The following is an 18,062-nucleotide window of genomic DNA, read 5'->3' as shown; positions in this document are numbered from 1 at the left end:
ATGAGCGCAGGCATCGACGATCACGCAAGATCGCGCCAGCGCGCCACCGGCGAGGCGGCCGGTGGCGATCCGCGCCTTGACGCGCTCATCAGTCGCCTGCCGCCGCGCGTGGCCGGCACCGTCACCTATCTGCTGCGACCTTCAAGCCGCTGGGTGAGGATGCCTGCCGGCGCGCTGCTCGTCGCCGGCGGCGTGCTGTCGTTCCTGCCGGTGCTCGGCATCTGGATGCTGCCGCTGGGCCTCGCACTGCTTGCCGAGGACGTGCCTGGCCTCCGCGCGCAGCGCTCGAAGGTCCTGGACTGGATCGAGCGCCGCAAGCCGCACTGGCTCGATGCCGCCTCGCGTCCGAATGATCGGACATGAGCGAATTCATCACCCCCGACGCGCTGACGGCACTGTTTCAAGTCGTGCTGATCGACCTCGTGCTCGCCGGCGACAATGCCGTTGTCATCGGGCTTGCCGCGGCGGGCCTGCCCGCCGGCCAGCGCCGCCGCGCCATCATCGTCGGCATCGCGGCTGCGACCGTGCTGCGCATCGTCTTCGCCGGCGTTGCAACGCAGCTTCTCCAGGTGCTCGGCCTGCTGCTGGCCGGCGGTGTGCTGCTGCTGTGGGTCTGCTGGAAGATGTGGCGCGAATTGCGCCAGCAGGCTGCAGGCCATGGCGAACTGGTCTTCGGCCACGCCGGAGCAGGCAGTTCGGCCGGCGCGCCGGCGCCGCGCAAGACGTTTCGGCAGGCCGCGATCCAGATCGTCGCCGCCGACGTCTCGATGTCGCTCGATAACGTGCTGGCTGTCGCGGGCGCCGCACGCGAGCATCCGTTCATCCTGGCCTTCGGCCTGTTGCTGTCGGTCGCGCTGATGGGCGTTGCCGCCGATCTGCTCGGCCGCGTGCTCCAGAAGCAGCGCTGGATCGCCTATGTCGGTCTCGCCATCATCGTCTATGTCGCCTTCGAGATGATCTGGCGCGGCTCGCTTGAGCTCGCGCCCGTCATCGCCAGCCTCTGATCCCAGCCTTTCTGACTTCGTCCGCATTCCGGAGTGATCCATGACGTCTGAATCCCAAGCACCTTCGAGCCGCGCTGCGTCCCCGCAGCTCGGCCTGGTCCCGCGCCTGATCTTCGGCTCGCGCTGGCTGCAATTGCCGCTCTATGTCGGCCTCATCGTCGCGCAGGCCGTCTATGTCCTGCTGTTCCTCAAGGAGCTCTGGCATCTCGCCGCGCACTGGTTCGACGTCAACGAGCAGCAGATCATGCTGACCGTGCTCGGGCTGATCGACGTCGTCATGATCTCCAATCTGCTCGTGATGGTAATCGTCGGCGGTTACGAGACTTTCGTCTCGCGTCTCAACCTGCGCGGCCACCCTGACGAGCCGGAATGGCTGAGCCACGTCAACGCCAGCGTGCTCAAGATCAAACTTGCGATGGCGATCGTCGGCATCTCCTCGATCTCGCTGCTCAGGACCTTCATCGAGGCGGGCAATCTCGGCACCGCGCGCAGCAATTTCACCGAGAGCGGCGTGATGTGGCAAGTCATCATCCACATCACCTTCATCGTCTCCGCGATCGGGATCGCCTGGGTCGATCGCCTGAGCGAGGCCGCACATCGCAGGGCGGCCGATCACGCGAAGGCTGTCGGCCATTGAGCCCGCGCTTTCGCCTTGCTCAGATGTGGCGCGCCCGCGCCAGCGTCTCCGAGGGCGTCTCGTCGAAGGCCGACTTGTAGCTTTTGGCGAAATCGCCCATGTGCCAGAAGCCATTGGCCAGCGCTGCGGCCTTGACGGTGAGACCTGTGCTTCCGCTCACGAGCTGCTTGCGGACGGTCCATAGCCGCTTCGCCCGCAGATAATGATGCAGGCTCATGCCGTGGACGGTTTGTGCGGCGGCCTGGAGCGTCCGCACGGAGACATTCAGGGCGGTTGCGAGATCGTCGCTGTAGAGCGGTACGCTCCCGAGCAGCATGACCTGCTCGTCGAGCTGCGCGATCAGCCGGCGATGCCTGTCGAACGATCCGGGGCGCGCGCGCGACGCGGCGTCGGCAACGAACGCGGCGTCGAGCGCGCCCAGCAGCGTTTCCTGGATCGGACGGTTGATGGCCTCGAATTGTCCGGGATCGTTGCAGCCCGACGCCAGGCAGAACATGTCGAGGATCGCAGCCCGCAAGCACTGCCTCGGCTCGTCGGCAAGCCGGTAGAACTCGAGCCCGGCGTTGAAATCGGCCCAACCGCGATGGCGCATGTCGGAGTTGAAGCGCAGCATCAGATAGGTGTTGGCGTAGCGCTCGATGGCGCGCATCGGGACCTTGCCGCGCACGAGGCCAATCATGGAGTTGTCGATCTCGCGGCCATTTACGACGGAATGCGCGGCGAGCGGTACGATGAGGCCGACGCCGCGATCGATGCCGATGTCCGCCTCCAGATGACGCGCGAAGGAGCGCTGCATGACCATGAGGCTGTCTGGGAGTGGCAGGCTGGCGCGGAACACCGAGAAGTGTCGCGGTTCGAGCGGAATGCTGGTGCCGCCGCCGAGCACCTCGGTGGGACGGAACTGATCGAAATCGGTGAAGTGCTCGATGATCAGGTTTCGCGACGGCTTCAGCCAACTGACGGGCATCTTCGTTTCTCAACTCGAGCGTCGTCCAAGAGCCGTGGTCCTCCTTGTCTCGGGCATCGGATGGGACCGGCGCGCGGATGAAGGCGATGGAACTCCCGCGCGCCGGATTGAGCAAAGCGCGTGACGCGGCAAGCGCTTCATGGATGGTTCAATGCGCTCGACCGTGCAGGGGCGAACGACTGAGCAGTCTTTTTGGTGTTTGAGGCAGCCGCTGAGGGCAGCTGCGGTTCGAGGCGTTTCCTCACAGGGGCGGCATTAAAATACCTTCCGGCAATGCCGTCCCATGAACCATAGATAACCGCCTGGAACTTAAGCCGATATGGCGAATGCGCGGCGGTTTGGTATTTTGCGCGGGATGAGCCTCGGTTTCGCGTCAAACCGAGGGCTTGGGATGTCGTCATGCCCAATCGACTGGACGACCTGTCCGCACGGGGATTTTCGAAGACACTGACGCTGGATGCAGCGAACGAGCTCGCCCACGCGATGTACGGCGGCGATGCCCGCGTCGAGCGGCTCGGGCAGACGCGGCGCGTAACGATCGATTTCAAGGCGATCCATTTCGGCGCGGCGCAACTGATGCGGGTCGATCTGGCCGGCTTGAGCGTCGAGCGCAGCACTGACGATTCCCTGCACGTCTCGATCCCCGTCACGGGCGGCTTCCGCCGCGGTCGCGGCGACAATCTGCAGGACTATCACCCGATGCGCCAGGCCAGCATCGGCCGGCCATTCGAGCGGTCGAAGCTCGAGGTCACGGACGCCTCCGTGCTGGTGTTCTATGTGCCTGGGAACGTCGCGGTCGAACGCGCCGAGCGGCTGACCGGCCGCACGCAGGATGCGGACGTGCTGTTGTCCGAGTTGAGCGAAGGTCTCGATCTCGGCGCGCCGGTCGCCGCTGCGCTCGCCCGGCACTTGAACGCAGCGATGGCCGAGATGACCAGCCTGAACGCTATCGGCATGGGGCCGCTGGCGGCGGCTGCGACCGAGGAGATGCTGGTCAATCTGGTGACGGCCGCAATGTTTCCACGCGTCGCGCAGGCGCTCTCCGTGAGCCATATCGACCGCAGCCCGGCCATCGTCCGCCGCGCGCGCGATTACATCAAGGCGCATGCTGACCAGCCGATCGAGATTTCGAAGCTCGCGGCCGGGCTCGGCGTCAGCCTGCGCTCGCTGCAGGAGAATTTTCAGCGCTATCTCGGCTATTCGCCGCGCGACTGGATACTGACATGCCGGCTTGAACGCGCGCGCGAGCGGCTGCTCGTTGATGATGGTCAGGGGTCAGTGACGACGGCGGCGCTCGATGCCGGGTTCAGCGATCTCGGACATTTTGCCGGAAAATATCGCGACAGGTTCGGTGAGCTGCCGTCGGAGACGTTGCGGCGCGTGAGAGGCGACGCAGTCTAGCGAAAACGTCTTCTTGCTCTCAGGGGACCAGCGAGGAGGCGTGCCGCGCGTTGCGCCGACGCTAACGCATTCGTTCAAATTGTCTGCAATTCGCCGACCCGCGAGCAACTCTCCCGACAAATGCCGCGCAGTCTTAAACCCGGCCTTTGGAACCCACCTGCATCCTCCCGGAAAAGGGTGGGGCCTCAACATGTCTGTTTTCAAGGAGATCGTCGCTGCGGTTGCGGGAGTGTGCGCACTCCTGTTCGTCTGCGACGCATTGTTCGGCATCAGCGAGACGCGTTTCGACGATGCCTATTACAGCCGCGACTTCTATGCGCCGCGGCCGAAAGAGTTTCGCTTCGCGAGCGACACGCCGCCGGCGGTCCGCGTTAGCGACGCCTTCGCGCAGTTCTCGCCGACCGAAGCAAAGCTGAACAAGCGCTACTCGTCGCTGACGACCGTCATTCGCTAGCCGTCACTCCCCCTGGATCCATTCGGCCATGCCGCGCCAGAGCGCGTCGCGGTGGGCGGGGCGGAAGAAGCCGAAATGGCCGATTGTCTTGACGCCAATGTCGGACGGCTTGACCGTGACCACCTCCGGCTTGATCGCGGTGAAGCCGGCGCAGAGCAGCTCGACTGCGGACCGCGTCGCCCAGGGATCGTCTGAAAAGGTGAGGGCGCGCAGCGCGCCCTTGTAGCTTGCGAAGTTTGCCAGCGCCGGCAACCTGGAATCAAAGAGGTGGCGCGGGCTGCTCACCCATTTGGTGCCTTGCAGGAACACGCCCTTGGGTAAATCTTCGCCGATGCCGAGCCAGCCCGGCGCGTAGCCGAGCAGATGAGCCACGGGCACGCCGATGAAATTCATGAACGCGAACACGCGGTAGTTTTCCGGTGGCGGGATCAGTTTCCACGTTGCGGCTTGCGACGCCACGAACAGCGCCCGGGAAATCTCGCCGTTGTTCGCGATCAGCCCGAGCGCCTGGCCGCCGAAGGAATGGCCGACATAGTTGAGGGGCAGTGTGTGATAGCGCTCGCGCATCCAGGCGACGGCGGCGGTGACGTCGAGCGCGGCCCAGTCGGACATCGAGGCCTTGAAGCCGACCAGCGATTTCGGCTGGTTGTGGCCGACCAGCGCCGGCAGGCGGGAGTCGCCGATGCCGCGATAGTCGTAGGTCAGGACCGCACAGCCGCGATGGGCGAGGTAGGAGGCAAAGCCGCGATAGATCTTTCGCGGGACACCGGTGGCAGAATTGATCAGGACGGCGTGACGCCTGGCGCCACGCGGCAGGAACAGGGTGCCGCCTAGCGAATACCCGTCGACGGCCGGGAAAGTGATGTCGTCGATAAAGACGTCGTCGAGTGCCGCGTCCATGAGCAGCGTACGCCCCAAAGTTTCTCCCGCAGTCCCCAGCAAATGTGAATTCGGCTTTGCCCGCAAGGGCTTGCATGCGTAAATGGATTTACAACTGGCGAGGCGATGCTAGCCTGTGTATAAGGCGGCTCGCGCAACCCACAGATCAGGTTGCAGTTTTTGCTTTGAGAAAGAGGATTTGCGATGTCCGAGCGGTGGACACCCGAGAGCTGGCGCAGCAAGCCCGTGCTGCAGGTCCCCGACTATCCCGATGCGAAGGCGTTGGCCGATGTCGAGGCGCAGCTTGCGAGCTTTCCGCCGCTGGTGTTCGCCGGCGAAGCGCGCAACCTGAAGAAGGCGCTGGCCCGCGTCGCGGCCGGCGAGGCCTTCCTGCTCCAGGGCGGTGACTGCGCCGAGAGCTTTGCCGAGCACGGCGCCAACAACATCCGCGACTTCTTCCGCGTGCTGCTCCAGATGGCGGTCGTGCTCACCTATGCGGGCGCCGTCCCCGTGGTGAAGGTCGGTCGCGTCGCCGGCCAGTTCGCAAAACCGCGCTCCTCGCCGACAGAGAAGGTTGAAGGTATCGAGCTGCCGAGCTATCGCGGCGATATCGTCAACGACATCGCGTTCACCAGGGAAGCGCGTGTGCCGGATCCGCAGCGGCAGCTGATGGCCTACCGCCAGTCGGCGGCGACGCTGAACCTGCTCCGCGCGTTCGCGACCGGCGGCTTCGCCAATCTCGGCAGCGTGCACCAGTGGATGCTCGGCTTCCTGAAGGATTCTCCACAGTCCCGCCGCTACAAGGAGCTGGCCGACCGCATCTCGGACGCGCTCAACTTCATGCGCGCCTGCGGCCTCGATCTCGAGAGCCATCCCGAGCTGCGCGCGACCGATTTCTACACCAGCCACGAGGCGCTGCTGCTCGGCTACGAGCAGGCGATGACCCGCGTCGATTCCACCACCGGCGACTGGTACGCCACGTCAGGCCACATGATCTGGATCGGCGACCGCACCCGTCAGCTCGACCATGGCCATGTCGAATATTTCCGCGGCATCAAGAATCCGATCGGGCTGAAGTGCGGCCCGTCGCTGAAGGCCGACGAGCTGCTCAAGCTGATCGACGTGCTCAACCCCGACAACGAGCCCGGACGGCTGACCCTGATCGGCCGCTTCGGCTCCGACAAGGTCGGCGAGCATCTGCCGAACATGATCCGCGCGGTGCAGCGCGAGGGGCGTGTGGTGGTCTGGTCCTGCGATCCCATGCACGGCAATACCATCACCTCCACCACGGGCTACAAGACCCGGCCATTCGACCGCATCCTCTCGGAGGTGAAGTCGTTCTTCGCGATCCACGCGGCGGAAGGAACGCATGCCGGCGGTGTGCATCTGGAGATGACCGGCAAGGACGTCACTGAATGCCTCGGCGGCGCGCGCGCGATCACGGACGAGGACCTCAACGACCGCTACCATACGGTCTGCGATCCCCGCCTCAACGCCGAGCAATCGATCGACATGGCTTTCCTGGTCGCGGAGCTCCTCAAGCAGGAACGCGTCGGCAAGGCCAAGCCGATGCCGTTCGCAGCGGGGCTCTAAGACCTTGCTGCGGATTTGGAAGGCCACGATCAACTCCCGTAACGGTCTGGCCTTTGCGTTTCGCTCGGAGCAGGCCGTCCGTGAGGAGATCTTTGCGCTCCTGCTGTCGCTTCCGCTGGCCTGGTTCATCGCCGTGACCGCGATGCGCGCGGTCGAACTGGTGTGTGCTGTCGCATTCGTGCTCGTGGTCGAACTGCTGAACACTGCGATCGAGAAGCTCGCCGACCGTCTCACCATGGACCACGACAAGCAGATCGGGCGGGTCAAGGACATGGGCTCGGCTGCCGTCGGCGTGGCGCTGCTGATGGCCGGCGCCTTCTGGATCTTTGCGCTCGTCGAGCGATTGGGTTTCGTCTAGCCACAGGATTGGACAACAGGCGATCATGACCGAACGTCTCAACGAATTCGCGGTCACGCTCGCCCAGCTCAATCCGACGGTGGGCGATATCGACGGCAATGCCGCGAAGGCGCGCGCGGCACGCGCGCAAGCCGCAAGCGCCGGCGCCGATCTCGTGCTGTTTCCGGAATTGTTCATCGCCGGCTATCCGCCCGAAGACCTCGTGCTGAAACCTGCCTTCCAGTCCGCCTGCCGCGCCGCGATCGAAAGCCTCGCGCGCGAGACCGCCGATGGCGGTCCCGCCATGCTGGTCGGCACGCCCTGGGTCGAGGACGGCAAGCTCTACAATGCCTGCGCGCTGCTCGATGGCGGCCGCATCGCCAGCCTGCGTTTCAAGGCCAACCTGCCGAACTACGGTGTGTTCGACGAGAAGCGGCTGTTTGCGCGCGGGCCTGCAGCCGGCCCAATGACCGTGCGCGGCGTGCGGATCGGCGTGCCGATCTGCGAGGACATCTGGCTGGAGGAATCCGAGGACTACGAGAACGTCGTCGAGACGCTGGCCGAGACCGGCGCCGAAATCATCCTCGTGCCGAACGGCTCGCCTTACGCCCGCGACAAGGGCGACGTGCGCTTGTCGGTAGCGGTCGCGCGCGTGACCGAAAGCGGCCTGCCGCTGGTCTATCTCAACCAGGTCTGCGGGCGGGACGAGTTGGTGTTCGACGGCGCTTCGTTCGCGCTGAACGGCGACCTCTCGCTTGCCGCGCAACTGCCGGCATTCGAGGAGAGCGTCACCACGCTGCACTTCACCAAGGCCGGCGACGATTGGCGCTGCACTGGTCCGATTGCGCAACTGCCCGAAGGTGACCGGGCCGATTATGCGGCCTGCGTGCTCGGCTTGCGCGACTATGTCGGCAAGAACGCTTTTCCCGGCGTGCTGCTCGGCATGTCCGGCGGCATCGATTCAGCCTTGTGCGCGGCGATCGCCGTCGATGCGCTCGGTGCCGATCAGGTGCATGGCGTGATGCTGCCGTACCGCTTCACGGCGCCAAGCTCGATCGCGGATGCCGGCGAGCTCGCAGGTCATCTCGGGATCCGCTACGAGGTGCTGCCGATCGCAGAGGCGGTGAACGGTTTTGAGACCATCCTCTCCGACATCTTCAAAAATCTGCCGCCCGATATCACCGAGGAAAATCTCCAGGCGCGCACCCGCGGCATGCTGCTGATGGCGATTTCCAACAAGACCGGGCTGATGGTGGTGACCACCGGCAACAAGTCGGAGATGTCGGTCGGCTACGCTACGCTCTATGGCGACATGAACGGCGGCTTCAACCCGATCAAGGACATCTACAAGACGCAGGTGTTTCGGCTGGCGGCCCTGCGCAATGCGTGGAAACCGGATGGCGCGCTTGGCCCCTCCGGCGAGGTCATTCCGCCCGACATCATCACACGCCCGCCGACGGCGGAACTGCGCGAGAATCAGCTAGATCAGGATTCGCTGCCGGCCTACGATCTGCTCGACGCGGTGCTCGAGCGCCTGGTCGAGCGCGAGGACCCGCTGGAGGAGATCATCGCCGCAGGCTTCGACCGTGCGGTGGTGACGCGGATCGACCACCTCCTCAACATCGCCGAATACAAACGCCGTCAGGCCGCGCCGGGCGTGAAGGTGACGCGCAAGAATTTTGGTCGCGACCGCCGCTATCCCATCACCAACCGATTCCGCGACAAGGGCGAGCCCTTGCCTGCGCCGGACGAAACGCTGGTCTCGCGCGGCAGCCGCGCCTCGATCGACGCGTTCGAGGGGTAGAGTTAGCGAGTTTGGAGACCGGTGTCGTAAGCCAGGCGGCCTCGCCAGCCGTGACGCTGTCATCATCCGCGACCCGGCTACGCCAAGGCTTCGCCGAGGCTGAGGTCCAGGCGCGCCGAAGCTTTAGCGTAGGCGGCAGGCGGATGATTCAGCACTCCGGGGCGCATGTCGTCGGAAACGGCTCGCGCCGCGGAGTACTGGATGCCCCGCCTTCGCGAGGGCATGACGGCGGAATAGGAGGCTGCGAAGCAGCCTTACTTCTGCTGCTGCGGCAGGAAGGTCGGTCCGACCGAGCGGATCGGCTTGTTCTCGTTCGTCGTGGTCGTGGTGTCCGCAGGCGGTGTTGCGGCCGGTGCAGTCGCTGTCGGCTCCGACGGTGGCGTCGCGCCCTTCTTGCCGCTCGTCGGCGCACCCTTGGTGAGCTGCCGCTGCTGCATCTTCTTGGCGCTTTCCTCGGTAACGATGATGTCACCCTGCTGCTGGACCGCCGCCTTGTCGTCGGCCGATTTCAGCGCATCCGCCCAGCTCTGGCCCGCGGCCTTGCACGAGCAGGATGGGTTGAACTCGCTGCGGAATTTGAAGGCGTTCGGAAGTGCGGTGTAGGGCTGGCCGTTGACCGAGACCGCCGCGTTCATGTCCTCGCCGGGATTGCGATAGGCGTAGAGCGCCGCGTCGGCCGCCGGGCACAGTGCCTTGCAGGTCTTCTCGTCATCGGGGAAACGCGCGGGCACGGTGGCAAACGAAACCGGGAAGTAGGCGCCGTCGCAGGTGCGGACGCACACCGTCCGATACGTGCCGGATTGCGGGCCGAGATCCGCGGGCGGCGCGCCGGGCGGAGGATTATTGGGATTGTTGCCGCCGCCGAACAGGTTGCTGAGGAAATTGCCGGGGCCTTGCGACTGCGCAGCGTTGGCATATTGCGGGCCGCAATTGTTCTGCGCGAGCGAGACCAGCACCGAGCGGCGCTGGTTGTCGCGGTCGGGGCTGTAGCTGCCTGGACCACCTGCACGCAGCCGCTCGAGGTTGGAGGTGATCTGGTCGAGGTTGGCCCGCATCTGCTGGATCTGGGTGTTGACCGGACCGCATTGCGCCGACTGGTTGTTGAACAGCGAGAAGAAGCCGGAACTGTCGCAGCCCATGCGCTTGGCTTGCGCGGTGACGCGGTCGAGCTCGGCCTGCTGGCGGGTTGCCGAATCCTGGTAACGGCGGATCTGATCGTCCTTGGCGGGATCGCCGCTTCCGCCGCGGTCGAGCGCGACAAGCTGGCCTTCCAGCCGCGAGCAGATCGGGTTCGCCCCAGGCGCGGCTTGCGCTGGCGGCGGCCCAGGGGGGCCTGCTTGTGCGAGGGCGTCAGTGCCGAAGGCGAGCGCGCTGATCAGCGCGGCGCCGGCAAGGATCGAACGGGAGCGAAAGAGAGAGAGAAATTCCGGCATATCCGCCATTCTAGCGATGTCACGGCCCCAAACATGGGGGCCGATGCGGCCCTCCAATACCCGCTTCTCGGGGCATCGTCACGTCGTTTCGGGCGCGAAGATCGGGCCTAAAGTCAGCCAGTTCCGAGCGAATTCAGCGCTGGCAGGTGATTGCGACATATTCGTCGCAATGGCCATGGGAGCAGTTTGCGCCGGATTTGGGGACGGAGCCGGTAATTTCGTCGGGATCGACCCGGCGATAGGACGAGGCCTGGGCAAAGTCGCGGGACTGACAATAGGAGCGCGCGACGTGCGCACCGCATTGGTCGCCCTTGGCCAGGCACTGGTCGACGCCGTAGCCGTCCGCCTGATTGGCGATGATGAAGACGCGGGTCTCCGCCGAGGCGCTCGAGGCGGCAACGATGAAGGCACAGCAAAGGAGTGCCGAAAAGGATCGCATGAAATGCACCGTGGCTTGGAAGGAACCGCCACCACATGAATAAACTCAAAAGGTTAAGGATGATTAACCCTGATGGCGGGACGCGGCCGCTTTGGGCAGGGAAAGCGGCTTTTTCGCGGCTCACTTGACGGCAGGCCCGCTTGTGGCCCATATGTTCCGCATGAACGGTCTCCTCGCCATTTGCATCATTTGCCGCGAGATTACGAGCTAGCGATTCGCTGGCTGGAGCCGTCTTTTCTCAAAACACATTGAGAGCACTGGACGCCCGGCCAACAGCCTTTGGGTATCCCTATGGAATTGCGCCTTTACGATACGCTGACGAAGGAAAAGCGCACATTCGTGCCGCTGAACCCTCGGGACGTCCGCATGTATGTCTGCGGACCGACCGTCTATGACTTCGCCCATATCGGCAATGCGCGGCCGGTGATCGTGTTCGACGTGCTGTTTCGGTTGCTCCGTCATCTCTATGGCGAGGCGCACGTCAAATATGTCCGCAACATCACCGACGTCGACGACAAGATCAACGATCGCGCCGCGCGGGATTTTCCGGGGCTTCCGCTCAACGAGGCGATCCGAAAGGTCACCGAGGAGACGGGCCGGCAGTTTCACGCCGACGTCGATGCGCTCGGCGCACTACGCCCGAGTGTCGAGCCGCGCGCGACCGAGCATGTCGGCGAGATGCGCGAGATCATCGAGAAGCTCGTCGCCGGCGGCTTTGCCTATGTTGCCGAGGACCACGTGCTGTTCTCGCCGCAGGCGATGAACGCGGCCAATTCCGAGCTGCCTCGCTATGGTGCGCTGTCCAATCGCTCGCTGGACGAGATGGTCGCCGGTGCCCGTGTCGATGTCGCGCCCTACAAGAGAGGCAATACCGATTTCGTGCTGTGGAAGCCGTCCAAGCCCGGCGAGCCGTCTTGGCCATCGCCGGCCGGCATCAAGGCAGAGGGGCGTCCGGGCTGGCACATCGAGTGCTCGGCCATGGCCTGGAAGCACCTCGGAACGCATTTCGACATTCACGGCGGCGGCATCGATCTCGTGTTTCCGCATCACGAGAACGAGGTCGCGCAGACCTGCTGCGCCTTCCATCAGTCGCGCATGGCGAACTACTGGATGCACAACGGCTTCCTCCAGGTCGAGAGCGAGAAGATGTCGAAGAGCCTCGGCAATTTCATCACCATCCGCGACCTGCTCGCAGATTGGCCGGGTGAGGTGCTGCGTCTGAACATGCTGAAGACGCATTATCGTTCGCCGATCGACTGGACCTTGAAGTCGCTGGAGGAGAGCGGCAAGACGCTCGACGACTGGTATCGTGTCGCAGCGGACGTTCCACCAGGCAAGCCGGCTGCGGCGGTGATCGAGCCGTTGCTGGACGACCTCAATACGCCCCAGACGATCGCGGCGCTGCATGGTCTGCGCAACACGTCCGATGCCGCCGGCTTGGCGGCGTCACTGCGGTTGCTCGGCTTCCTCTCCGAAAGCGCGGCGCAGTGGGAGGGACGGAAGCGGCAGGCAAGTGGCGTCGATGCGAGCGAGATCGACCGCTTGATCTCGGAGCGCACGGCAGCGCGTGCGCGGAAAGACTTCAAGGAATCCGACCGCATCCGTGACGAGCTCGCTGCCAAGGGCGTCGTGCTCAAGGACGGCAAGGATGCCGACGGCAAGCCGGTAACGACCTGGGAGCTCGCGTGATGGCCCGAGCTCTCCCCAAGCCCGCGCTGCGGCCATTCCTGCCCGCCGACGTCCCGGTCCTTGCCGCGATCTTCGCATCTGCCATCGAGGAGCTGACCGGCGACGACTACAGCGAGGCGCAGCAGGAAGCCTGGATGGCGGCGGCGGAGGACGACGAGTTCGGCCGCCAGCTTGCCTCCGATCTGACGCTGGTCGCAACGCTGGACGGCTCGCCCGTCGGTTTTGCCTCCCTGCGCGGTAGCGATCACATCCGCATGCTCTATGTGCATCCGGCTGTCAGCGGGCAGGGCATCGCGACCCTGCTGGTTGATGCGCTGGAGAAGCTTGCCGGCGGCCGTGGCGCCACGAGCCTGACGGTCGATGCCAGCGACACCGCGCAGGGCTTCTTCGCCAAGCACGGCTACACCGCCCAGCAGCGCAACAGCATCACCATCAACGACGAATGGCTCGCCAACACCACCATGAAGAAGACGCTCGGAGCGACCCAATGAGCAAGGAGCGCCTGTATCTGTTCGACACCACGCTGCGCGATGGCGCGCAAACCAATGGCGTCGACTTCACGCTGGCCGACAAGCAGGTCATCGCGCAGATGCTGGACGAGCTCGGCATCGACTATGTCGAGGGCGGCTATCCCGGCGCCAATCCGCAAGATACGGAATTCTTCGCCGAGAAGCCGAAGTTCTCGCACGCTCGCTTCACCGCGTTCGGTATGACGCGGCGGGCGGGGCGGTCGGTCTCCAACGATCCCGGCGTTGCAGCGCTGCTGGAGGCGAAGGCCGATGCGATCTGCTTCGTCGCAAAATCCTCCGCCTACCAGGTGCGCGTCGCGCTCGAGACCACGAAGGAGGAAAACCTCGCCTCGATCCGCGACAGCGTCAGCGCCGCGAAGAAGGCCGGCCGCGAGGTGATGCTCGATTGCGAGCATTTCTTCGACGGTTACAAGGAGGACGCGGACTTCGCGCTCGCCTGCGCGAAGGCAGCCTATGAGGCCGGCGCGCGCTGGGTGGTCTTGTGCGACACCAATGGCGGTACCATGCCGCATGAGGTCGAGACGATCGTCACGGAGGTCATCAAGCACATCCCAGGTGATCACGTCGGCATCCACGCCCATAACGACACCGAGCAGGCGGTGGCGAACTCGCTCGCGGCGGTACGTGCCGGCGCGCGGCAGATCCAGGGTACGCTCAACGGGCTTGGCGAGCGCTGCGGCAACGCCAACCTCTGTTCGCTGATCCCGACGCTGAAGCTGAAAGAAGAATTCTCCGACGTCTTCGAGATCAGCGTGACGGGTGAGAAGCTTGCGAGCCTCGTCAAGGTCTCGCGCACGCTCGACGACATGCTCAACCGCGCGCCGAACCGGCACGCGGCTTACGTCGGCGAGAGCGCCTTCGTCACCAAGACCGGCATCCACGCCTCCGCCGTGCTGAAGGATCCGCAGACTTATGAGCATGTGGCGCCGGAAGCCGTCGGCAACCATCGCAAGGTGCTGGTGTCCGATCAGGCGGGCCGCTCCAACGTCATCGCCGAGCTCGACCGCGCCGGCATCGCTTATGAGAAAAGCGACCCGAAACTGACGCGGCTGGTCGAGGAGCTGAAGGAGCGCGAGGCGCAAGGCTACGCTTATGAATCCGCCAACGCGTCGTTCGAGCTGCTGGCGCGGCGCACGCTCGGCAAGGTGCCGCATTATTTCGAGGTCGAGCAGTTCGACGTCAATGTCGAGCAACGCTACAACGCGCTCGGCGAGCGCGTCACCGTTGCGCTCGCCGTGGTGAAGGTCGACGTCGCCGGCGAGCACCTGATCTCGGCGGCGGAAGGCAACGGCCCCGTCAACGCACTCGACGTCGCCTTGCGCAAGGACCTCGGCAAGTACCAGAAGTACATCGAGGGCCTGAAGCTGATCGACTACCGCGTGCGTATCCTCAATGGCGGTACCGGCGCGGTCACGCGCGTTCTGATCGAGAGCGAGGACGAGAACGGTGACAGCTGGACCACGGTCGGCGTATCGCCCAACATCATCGATGCCTCGTTCCAGGCGCTGATGGATTCGGTGATCTACAAGCTCGTGAAGTCGGGCGCGCCGGCGTAGATCCGCAACGGTTGTCATACCCCGCGAAAGCGGGGTCAGTAGCTCTCGGGCGTCGCGGAATACTGGATCGCCCGGCCAAGCCGGGCGATGACAGCGGAGATGAGGGGGAACGCAGACATGATCGACCACATCTCCGTCGGCGTCAGCGATCTCGGTCGCTCCGCAAAATTCTACGAGGCCACGCTTGGCACACTCGGGCTCACGCGCCTGGTGACGCGGCCGGGGACCGTCGGCTTCGGCAAGGCCTATCCGGAATTCTGGATCAACTATCGCGCCGGCATGTCGCCCGTAGCACCGGGGAGCGGCGTCCACATCTGCCTGCGGGCGAAGACGACTACTGATGTCGACGCCTTTCATGCCGCAGCTCTTGCGGCGGGCGGTGCCTCCGACGGCGCGCCGGGCCTCCGCGCGCACGACCGCGTGCGCTACTACGCGGCCTTCGTTGCCGATCCTGACGGCAACCGCATCGAGGCGGTGACGTTTCCGAGCGAATGAATAGAGGCTAGAGCTTCCGAGCAACCTCGGGCGCGAGGTTCTTCTCCGCCTCGGCGACTTGCGCCGCGGCGGTCTTCAGCATCGGCATGATATCCTCGACGCGATCAGCCTTGAGGATGTCGATGTTGAGACCGGCGCGGATGAATTCCGTCTGGCGCATGTGCGACAAGAGCGAGAACAGCGGCTCCCAGAAATTGTCGATATTGGCGAGCAGCACAGGCTTGGCGTGACGGCCGAGCTGCTTCCAGGTGAGTTGCTCGACCAGCTCTTCGAGTGTGCCGACGCCTCCCGGCATCGCCACGAAGGCATCGGAGCGCTCGAACATCAGCCGCTTGCGCTCGTGCATGTCGGGCGTGACGACCATCTCCTGCACGCGGGTCAGCGCGTTCTCGCGCATCCGCAGGAAGTCAGGGATGATGCCGGTGACGGTGCCGCCGTGGTCGAGCACGGAGGTCGCGACTGCGCCCATCATGCCGACCGAGCCGCCGCCATAGACGAGGCGGACGTTGTTCTCGGCGAGCGCCTTGCCGAGCGCCTTGGCGCCTTCGATGAAACGGGGATTGGTTCCTGGGCCGGAGCCGCAATAGACACAGACGGTTTTGATAGTGCTCATTGAACCCATGATGCATTGCAGCGTAGGGGCGTCAAGTCCAATCGGTGATTCGCAACTCCCGGAAATCTACCGGTAAATCACGACAAACAATCGAGAATAGCCGTCCGGCGGGGTGCGCAGCCGGCTCGAAGCCTCTATATGACAGGCGAAACCGGTTAATCGCAAACGGGCTCGCATCCGGCGGGTCTTCCAAGGCTGTCTATGGCTCACCCTCATTCGTCCCCCGCAGGCGGCGATGTCCCTGATGCCGCCCGCAACTCCGCGGAGCGGGCGACCCTAGCCGGAACGCTGGCGCATCTGTGGCCCTATATCTGGCCGAGCGACCGCTTCGACCTGAAGATGCGCGTGGTCTGGTCGATGGTGCTGCTGCTCATCGCCAAGCTCATCACGCTATCGGTACCGTTCACCTTCAAGTGGGCGACCGACGCGCTGACCGGCGCGAACACGGCGCCCGTGGAAGCCTCCAACTGGCATCTCTGGGTGATCGCTTCGCCGCTGGTCCTCACCGCGAGCTACGGCGCAACCCGTATCCTGATGGCGGTGCTGACGCAGTGGCGCGACGGCATCTTCGCCCGCGTCGCCATGCACGCGGTGCGCAAGCTCGCCACCATCACCTTCATCCACATGCACGAATTGTCGCTGCGCTTTCACCTCGAGCGCAAGACCGGTGGGCTGACGCGCGTGCTGGAGCGCGGCCGCGAGGGCATCGAGGTCATCGTGCGCATGGTGATCCTCCAGCTCATCCCGACGATTGTCGAGGTGTCGCTGCTGATGGCCGTGCTGTTCTGGCAGTTCGACTGGCGCTACGTGGTCGCGACCCTGATCACCGTCGTGATCTACATGTACTACACCTACATCGCCACCGAGTGGCGGATCGGCATCCGCCGCAAGATGAACGATTCCGACACCGAGGCGAACACCAAGGCGATCGACTCACTGCTCAACTACGAGACCGTGAAATATTTCGGCGCCGAGGCGCGCGAGGCGCAGCGCTACGACCGTTCGGTCGAGCGCTACGAGGAGGCGAGCGTCAAGACCTATACCTCGCTCGCGGTGCTCAACACCGGCCAGGCCGTGATCTTCACGCTCGGGCTCACCGCGACCATGCTGATGTGCGCGATCGGCGTACGAAGCGGGCGCAACACGGTCGGCGATTTCGTGCTGGTCAACGCCATGATGATCCAGCTCTACCAGCCCCTGAACTTCATGGGCATGGTCTATCGCGAAATCAAGCAGGCGATCATCGACATTGAAAAGATGTTCAACGTGCTGTCGCGCGAGGCCGAGATCAAGGACGCTCCGGACGCCAAGCCACTGGTGGTGTCCGCAGGCTCGGTGCGCTTCGAGGACGTGCGCTTTGCCTATGAGACGGCGCGGCCGATCCTCAAAGGCATCAGCTTCGAGGTGCCGGCCGGCAAGACCGTCGCCATCGTCGGGCCATCTGGGGCCGGCAAATCGACGATCTCTCGGCTGCTGTTTCGCCTCTACGACGTCTCCGGCGGTAGGATCCTGATCGACGGGCAGGACATCCGCGACGTCACGCAGGGCTCGCTGCGCGCCTCCATCGGCATGGTGCCGCAGGACACCGTGCTGTTCAACGACACCATCCGCTACAACATCCGCTACGGCCGCTGGGACGCGAGCGATGCGGACGTCGAGCAGGCGGCACGCCTGGCGCAGATCGACAATTTCATCCGCATGGCGCCGAAGGGCTATGAGACCCAGGTCGGCGAGCGCGGCCTGAAGCTTTCCGGCGGCGAGAAACAGCGCGTGGCGATCGCGCGCACCGTGCTGAAGGCGCCGCCGATCCTGGTGCTGGACGAGGCGACCTCGGCGCTCGACAGCCACACCGAGCACGAGATCCAGGGCGCGCTCGACCGCGTCTCGAAGAATCGCACCTCGCTAGTGATCGCGCACCGGCTTTCGACCATCGTCGGCGCCGACGAGATCATCGTGCTCGACCAGGGCCGCATCGCGGAGCGGGGGACGCATGCCAGCCTGCTGGCGTTCGGCGGGCTCTATGCCGGCATGTGGAACAGGCAGCGCGAGGCGGAGGCCGCGCGCGAAAAGCTCGCCAAGATCGCCGAGTCCAGCGAGGCGCCGAACCGCGAGCCGCCGCCGGTCGATGACGTCCTCACGACGCCGGCGGCCGCCGAGTGACCTTGTCTACGGTCCCAACTCTGGCCTAAACCTCTCCCGCGCGCGAGGTGACCGCGCGCCATCAACCCCAG

The 18,062-nt window shown here is 64.7% G+C and carries 18 protein-coding genes; 13 read left to right on the top strand and 5 right to left on the bottom strand.

The window, feature by feature from the left end; genetic code table 11:
* Genes SO139_RS12085 through SO139_RS12075 form a run of 3 tightly spaced genes read left to right on the top strand, consistent with a single transcriptional unit; the run spans position 1 to position 1,641 of the window.
* Complete coding sequence (locus SO139_RS12085) at positions 1–363, top strand: hypothetical protein (protein WP_449378882.1); 363 nt, start codon at positions 1–3, stop codon at positions 361–363.
* Positions 360–1,004 (top strand): YjbE family putative metal transport protein, encoded by a 645-nt coding sequence (locus SO139_RS12080; RefSeq protein ID WP_449378881.1) that lies wholly within the window; start codon positions 360–362, stop codon positions 1,002–1,004. The genes SO139_RS12085 and SO139_RS12080 overlap by 4 nt, the downstream gene beginning before the upstream one ends.
* A 40-nt stretch (positions 1,005–1,044) precedes the next feature.
* Positions 1,045–1,641 carry a TIGR00645 family protein gene (locus tag SO139_RS12075; protein ID WP_449378880.1) on the top strand — a complete coding sequence of 199 codons (597 nt, stop codon included), beginning with the start codon at positions 1,045–1,047 and terminating at the stop codon, positions 1,639–1,641.
* Between the two features lie 19 nt (positions 1,642–1,660).
* Here the strand turns inward: SO139_RS12075 and SO139_RS12070 are convergent, their stop codons facing one another.
* Complete coding sequence (locus SO139_RS12070; protein WP_498540082.1) at positions 1,661–2,608, bottom strand: helix-turn-helix domain-containing protein; 948 nt, start codon at positions 2,606–2,608, stop codon at positions 1,661–1,663.
* Positions 2,609–3,007: 399 nt separating this feature from the next.
* Here SO139_RS12070 and SO139_RS12065 point away from each other — a divergent pair, with 399 nt between their 5' ends.
* Together SO139_RS12065 and SO139_RS12060 are read left to right on the top strand one after the other, a co-directional pair.
* The gene (locus SO139_RS12065) at positions 3,008–4,009 is read left to right on the top strand and encodes an AraC family transcriptional regulator (protein WP_449378878.1); all 1,002 of its coding nucleotides are present in this window, start codon (positions 3,008–3,010) and stop codon (positions 4,007–4,009) included.
* A 190-nt stretch (positions 4,010–4,199) separates the two neighbouring features.
* A complete protein-coding gene (locus SO139_RS12060) occupies positions 4,200–4,463 on the top strand; it encodes a hypothetical protein (protein ID WP_449378877.1) in 264 nt (87 codons plus the stop codon).
* Between the two features lie 3 nt (positions 4,464–4,466).
* Here the strand turns inward: SO139_RS12060 and SO139_RS12055 are convergent, their stop codons facing one another.
* The gene (locus SO139_RS12055) at positions 4,467–5,363 is read right to left on the bottom strand and encodes an alpha/beta hydrolase family protein (RefSeq protein WP_449378904.1); all 897 of its coding nucleotides are present in this window, start codon (positions 5,361–5,363) and stop codon (positions 4,467–4,469) included.
* Between the two features lie 183 nt (positions 5,364–5,546).
* Here SO139_RS12055 and SO139_RS12050 point away from each other — a divergent pair, with 183 nt between their 5' ends.
* Genes SO139_RS12050 through SO139_RS12040 form a run of 3 tightly spaced genes read left to right on the top strand, consistent with a single transcriptional unit; the run spans position 5,547 to position 9,076 of the window.
* The gene (locus tag SO139_RS12050; RefSeq protein WP_449378876.1) at positions 5,547–6,935 is read left to right on the top strand and encodes a class II 3-deoxy-7-phosphoheptulonate synthase; all 1,389 of its coding nucleotides are present in this window, start codon (positions 5,547–5,549) and stop codon (positions 6,933–6,935) included.
* Positions 6,936–6,939: 4 nt separating this feature from the next.
* Positions 6,940–7,293, top strand: coding sequence for a diacylglycerol kinase (locus tag SO139_RS12045; RefSeq protein ID WP_449378875.1), 354 nt, complete (start codon positions 6,940–6,942; stop codon positions 7,291–7,293).
* Positions 7,294–7,318: 25 nt separating this feature from the next.
* A complete protein-coding gene (locus tag SO139_RS12040; RefSeq protein ID WP_498540081.1) occupies positions 7,319–9,076 on the top strand; it encodes an NAD+ synthase in 1,758 nt (585 codons plus the stop codon).
* Between the two features lie 254 nt (positions 9,077–9,330).
* Here SO139_RS12040 and SO139_RS12035 read toward each other — a convergent pair whose 3' ends face one another.
* Together SO139_RS12035 and SO139_RS12030 are read right to left on the bottom strand one after the other, a co-directional pair.
* Positions 9,331–10,518, bottom strand: coding sequence for a DUF2865 domain-containing protein (locus SO139_RS12035; protein WP_449378873.1), 1,188 nt, complete (start codon positions 10,516–10,518; stop codon positions 9,331–9,333).
* A gap of 124 nt (positions 10,519–10,642) precedes the next feature.
* Positions 10,643–10,948, bottom strand: coding sequence for a hypothetical protein (locus tag SO139_RS12030; protein WP_449378872.1), 306 nt, complete (start codon positions 10,946–10,948; stop codon positions 10,643–10,645).
* Positions 10,949–11,239: 291 nt separating this feature from the next.
* Between SO139_RS12030 and cysS the strand changes: the two genes are divergently transcribed.
* From cysS to SO139_RS12010, 4 genes are all read left to right on the top strand, one after another.
* Positions 11,240–12,637 carry a cysteine--tRNA ligase gene (gene cysS, locus SO139_RS12025; protein WP_449378871.1) on the top strand — a complete coding sequence of 466 codons (1,398 nt, stop codon included), beginning with the start codon at positions 11,240–11,242 and terminating at the stop codon, positions 12,635–12,637.
* The gene (locus tag SO139_RS12020; RefSeq protein ID WP_449378870.1) at positions 12,637–13,128 is read left to right on the top strand and encodes a GNAT family N-acetyltransferase; all 492 of its coding nucleotides are present in this window, start codon (positions 12,637–12,639) and stop codon (positions 13,126–13,128) included. Before cysS ends, SO139_RS12020 begins: the two co-directional genes overlap by 1 nt.
* Positions 13,125–14,723 carry a citramalate synthase gene (gene cimA / locus SO139_RS12015; RefSeq protein WP_449378869.1) on the top strand — a complete coding sequence of 533 codons (1,599 nt, stop codon included), beginning with the start codon at positions 13,125–13,127 and terminating at the stop codon, positions 14,721–14,723. The genes SO139_RS12020 and cimA overlap by 4 nt, the downstream gene beginning before the upstream one ends.
* Before the next feature lie 117 nt (positions 14,724–14,840).
* Positions 14,841–15,218 (top strand): VOC family protein, encoded by a 378-nt coding sequence (locus tag SO139_RS12010; RefSeq protein ID WP_449378868.1) that lies wholly within the window; start codon positions 14,841–14,843, stop codon positions 15,216–15,218.
* A gap of 7 nt (positions 15,219–15,225) precedes the next feature.
* Here SO139_RS12010 and SO139_RS12005 read toward each other — a convergent pair whose 3' ends face one another.
* Entirely contained in the window at positions 15,226–15,831 is a 606-nt protein-coding gene (locus SO139_RS12005) for an LOG family protein (RefSeq protein WP_449378867.1), read from the bottom strand.
* A 201-nt stretch (positions 15,832–16,032) separates the two neighbouring features.
* On the opposite strand from SO139_RS12005, the gene SO139_RS12000 reads away from it, so the two are divergent.
* The gene (locus SO139_RS12000; protein WP_449378866.1) at positions 16,033–17,991 is read left to right on the top strand and encodes an ABCB family ABC transporter ATP-binding protein/permease; all 1,959 of its coding nucleotides are present in this window, start codon (positions 16,033–16,035) and stop codon (positions 17,989–17,991) included.
* Positions 17,992–18,062: the final 71 nt, after the last annotated feature.

The sequence above is a fragment of the Bradyrhizobium sp. UFLA05-89 genome, from assembly GCF_059803475.1.
The sequence above is the reverse complement of the archived record's forward strand: the minus strand, read 5'-3'. Positions and strand labels throughout refer to the sequence as shown.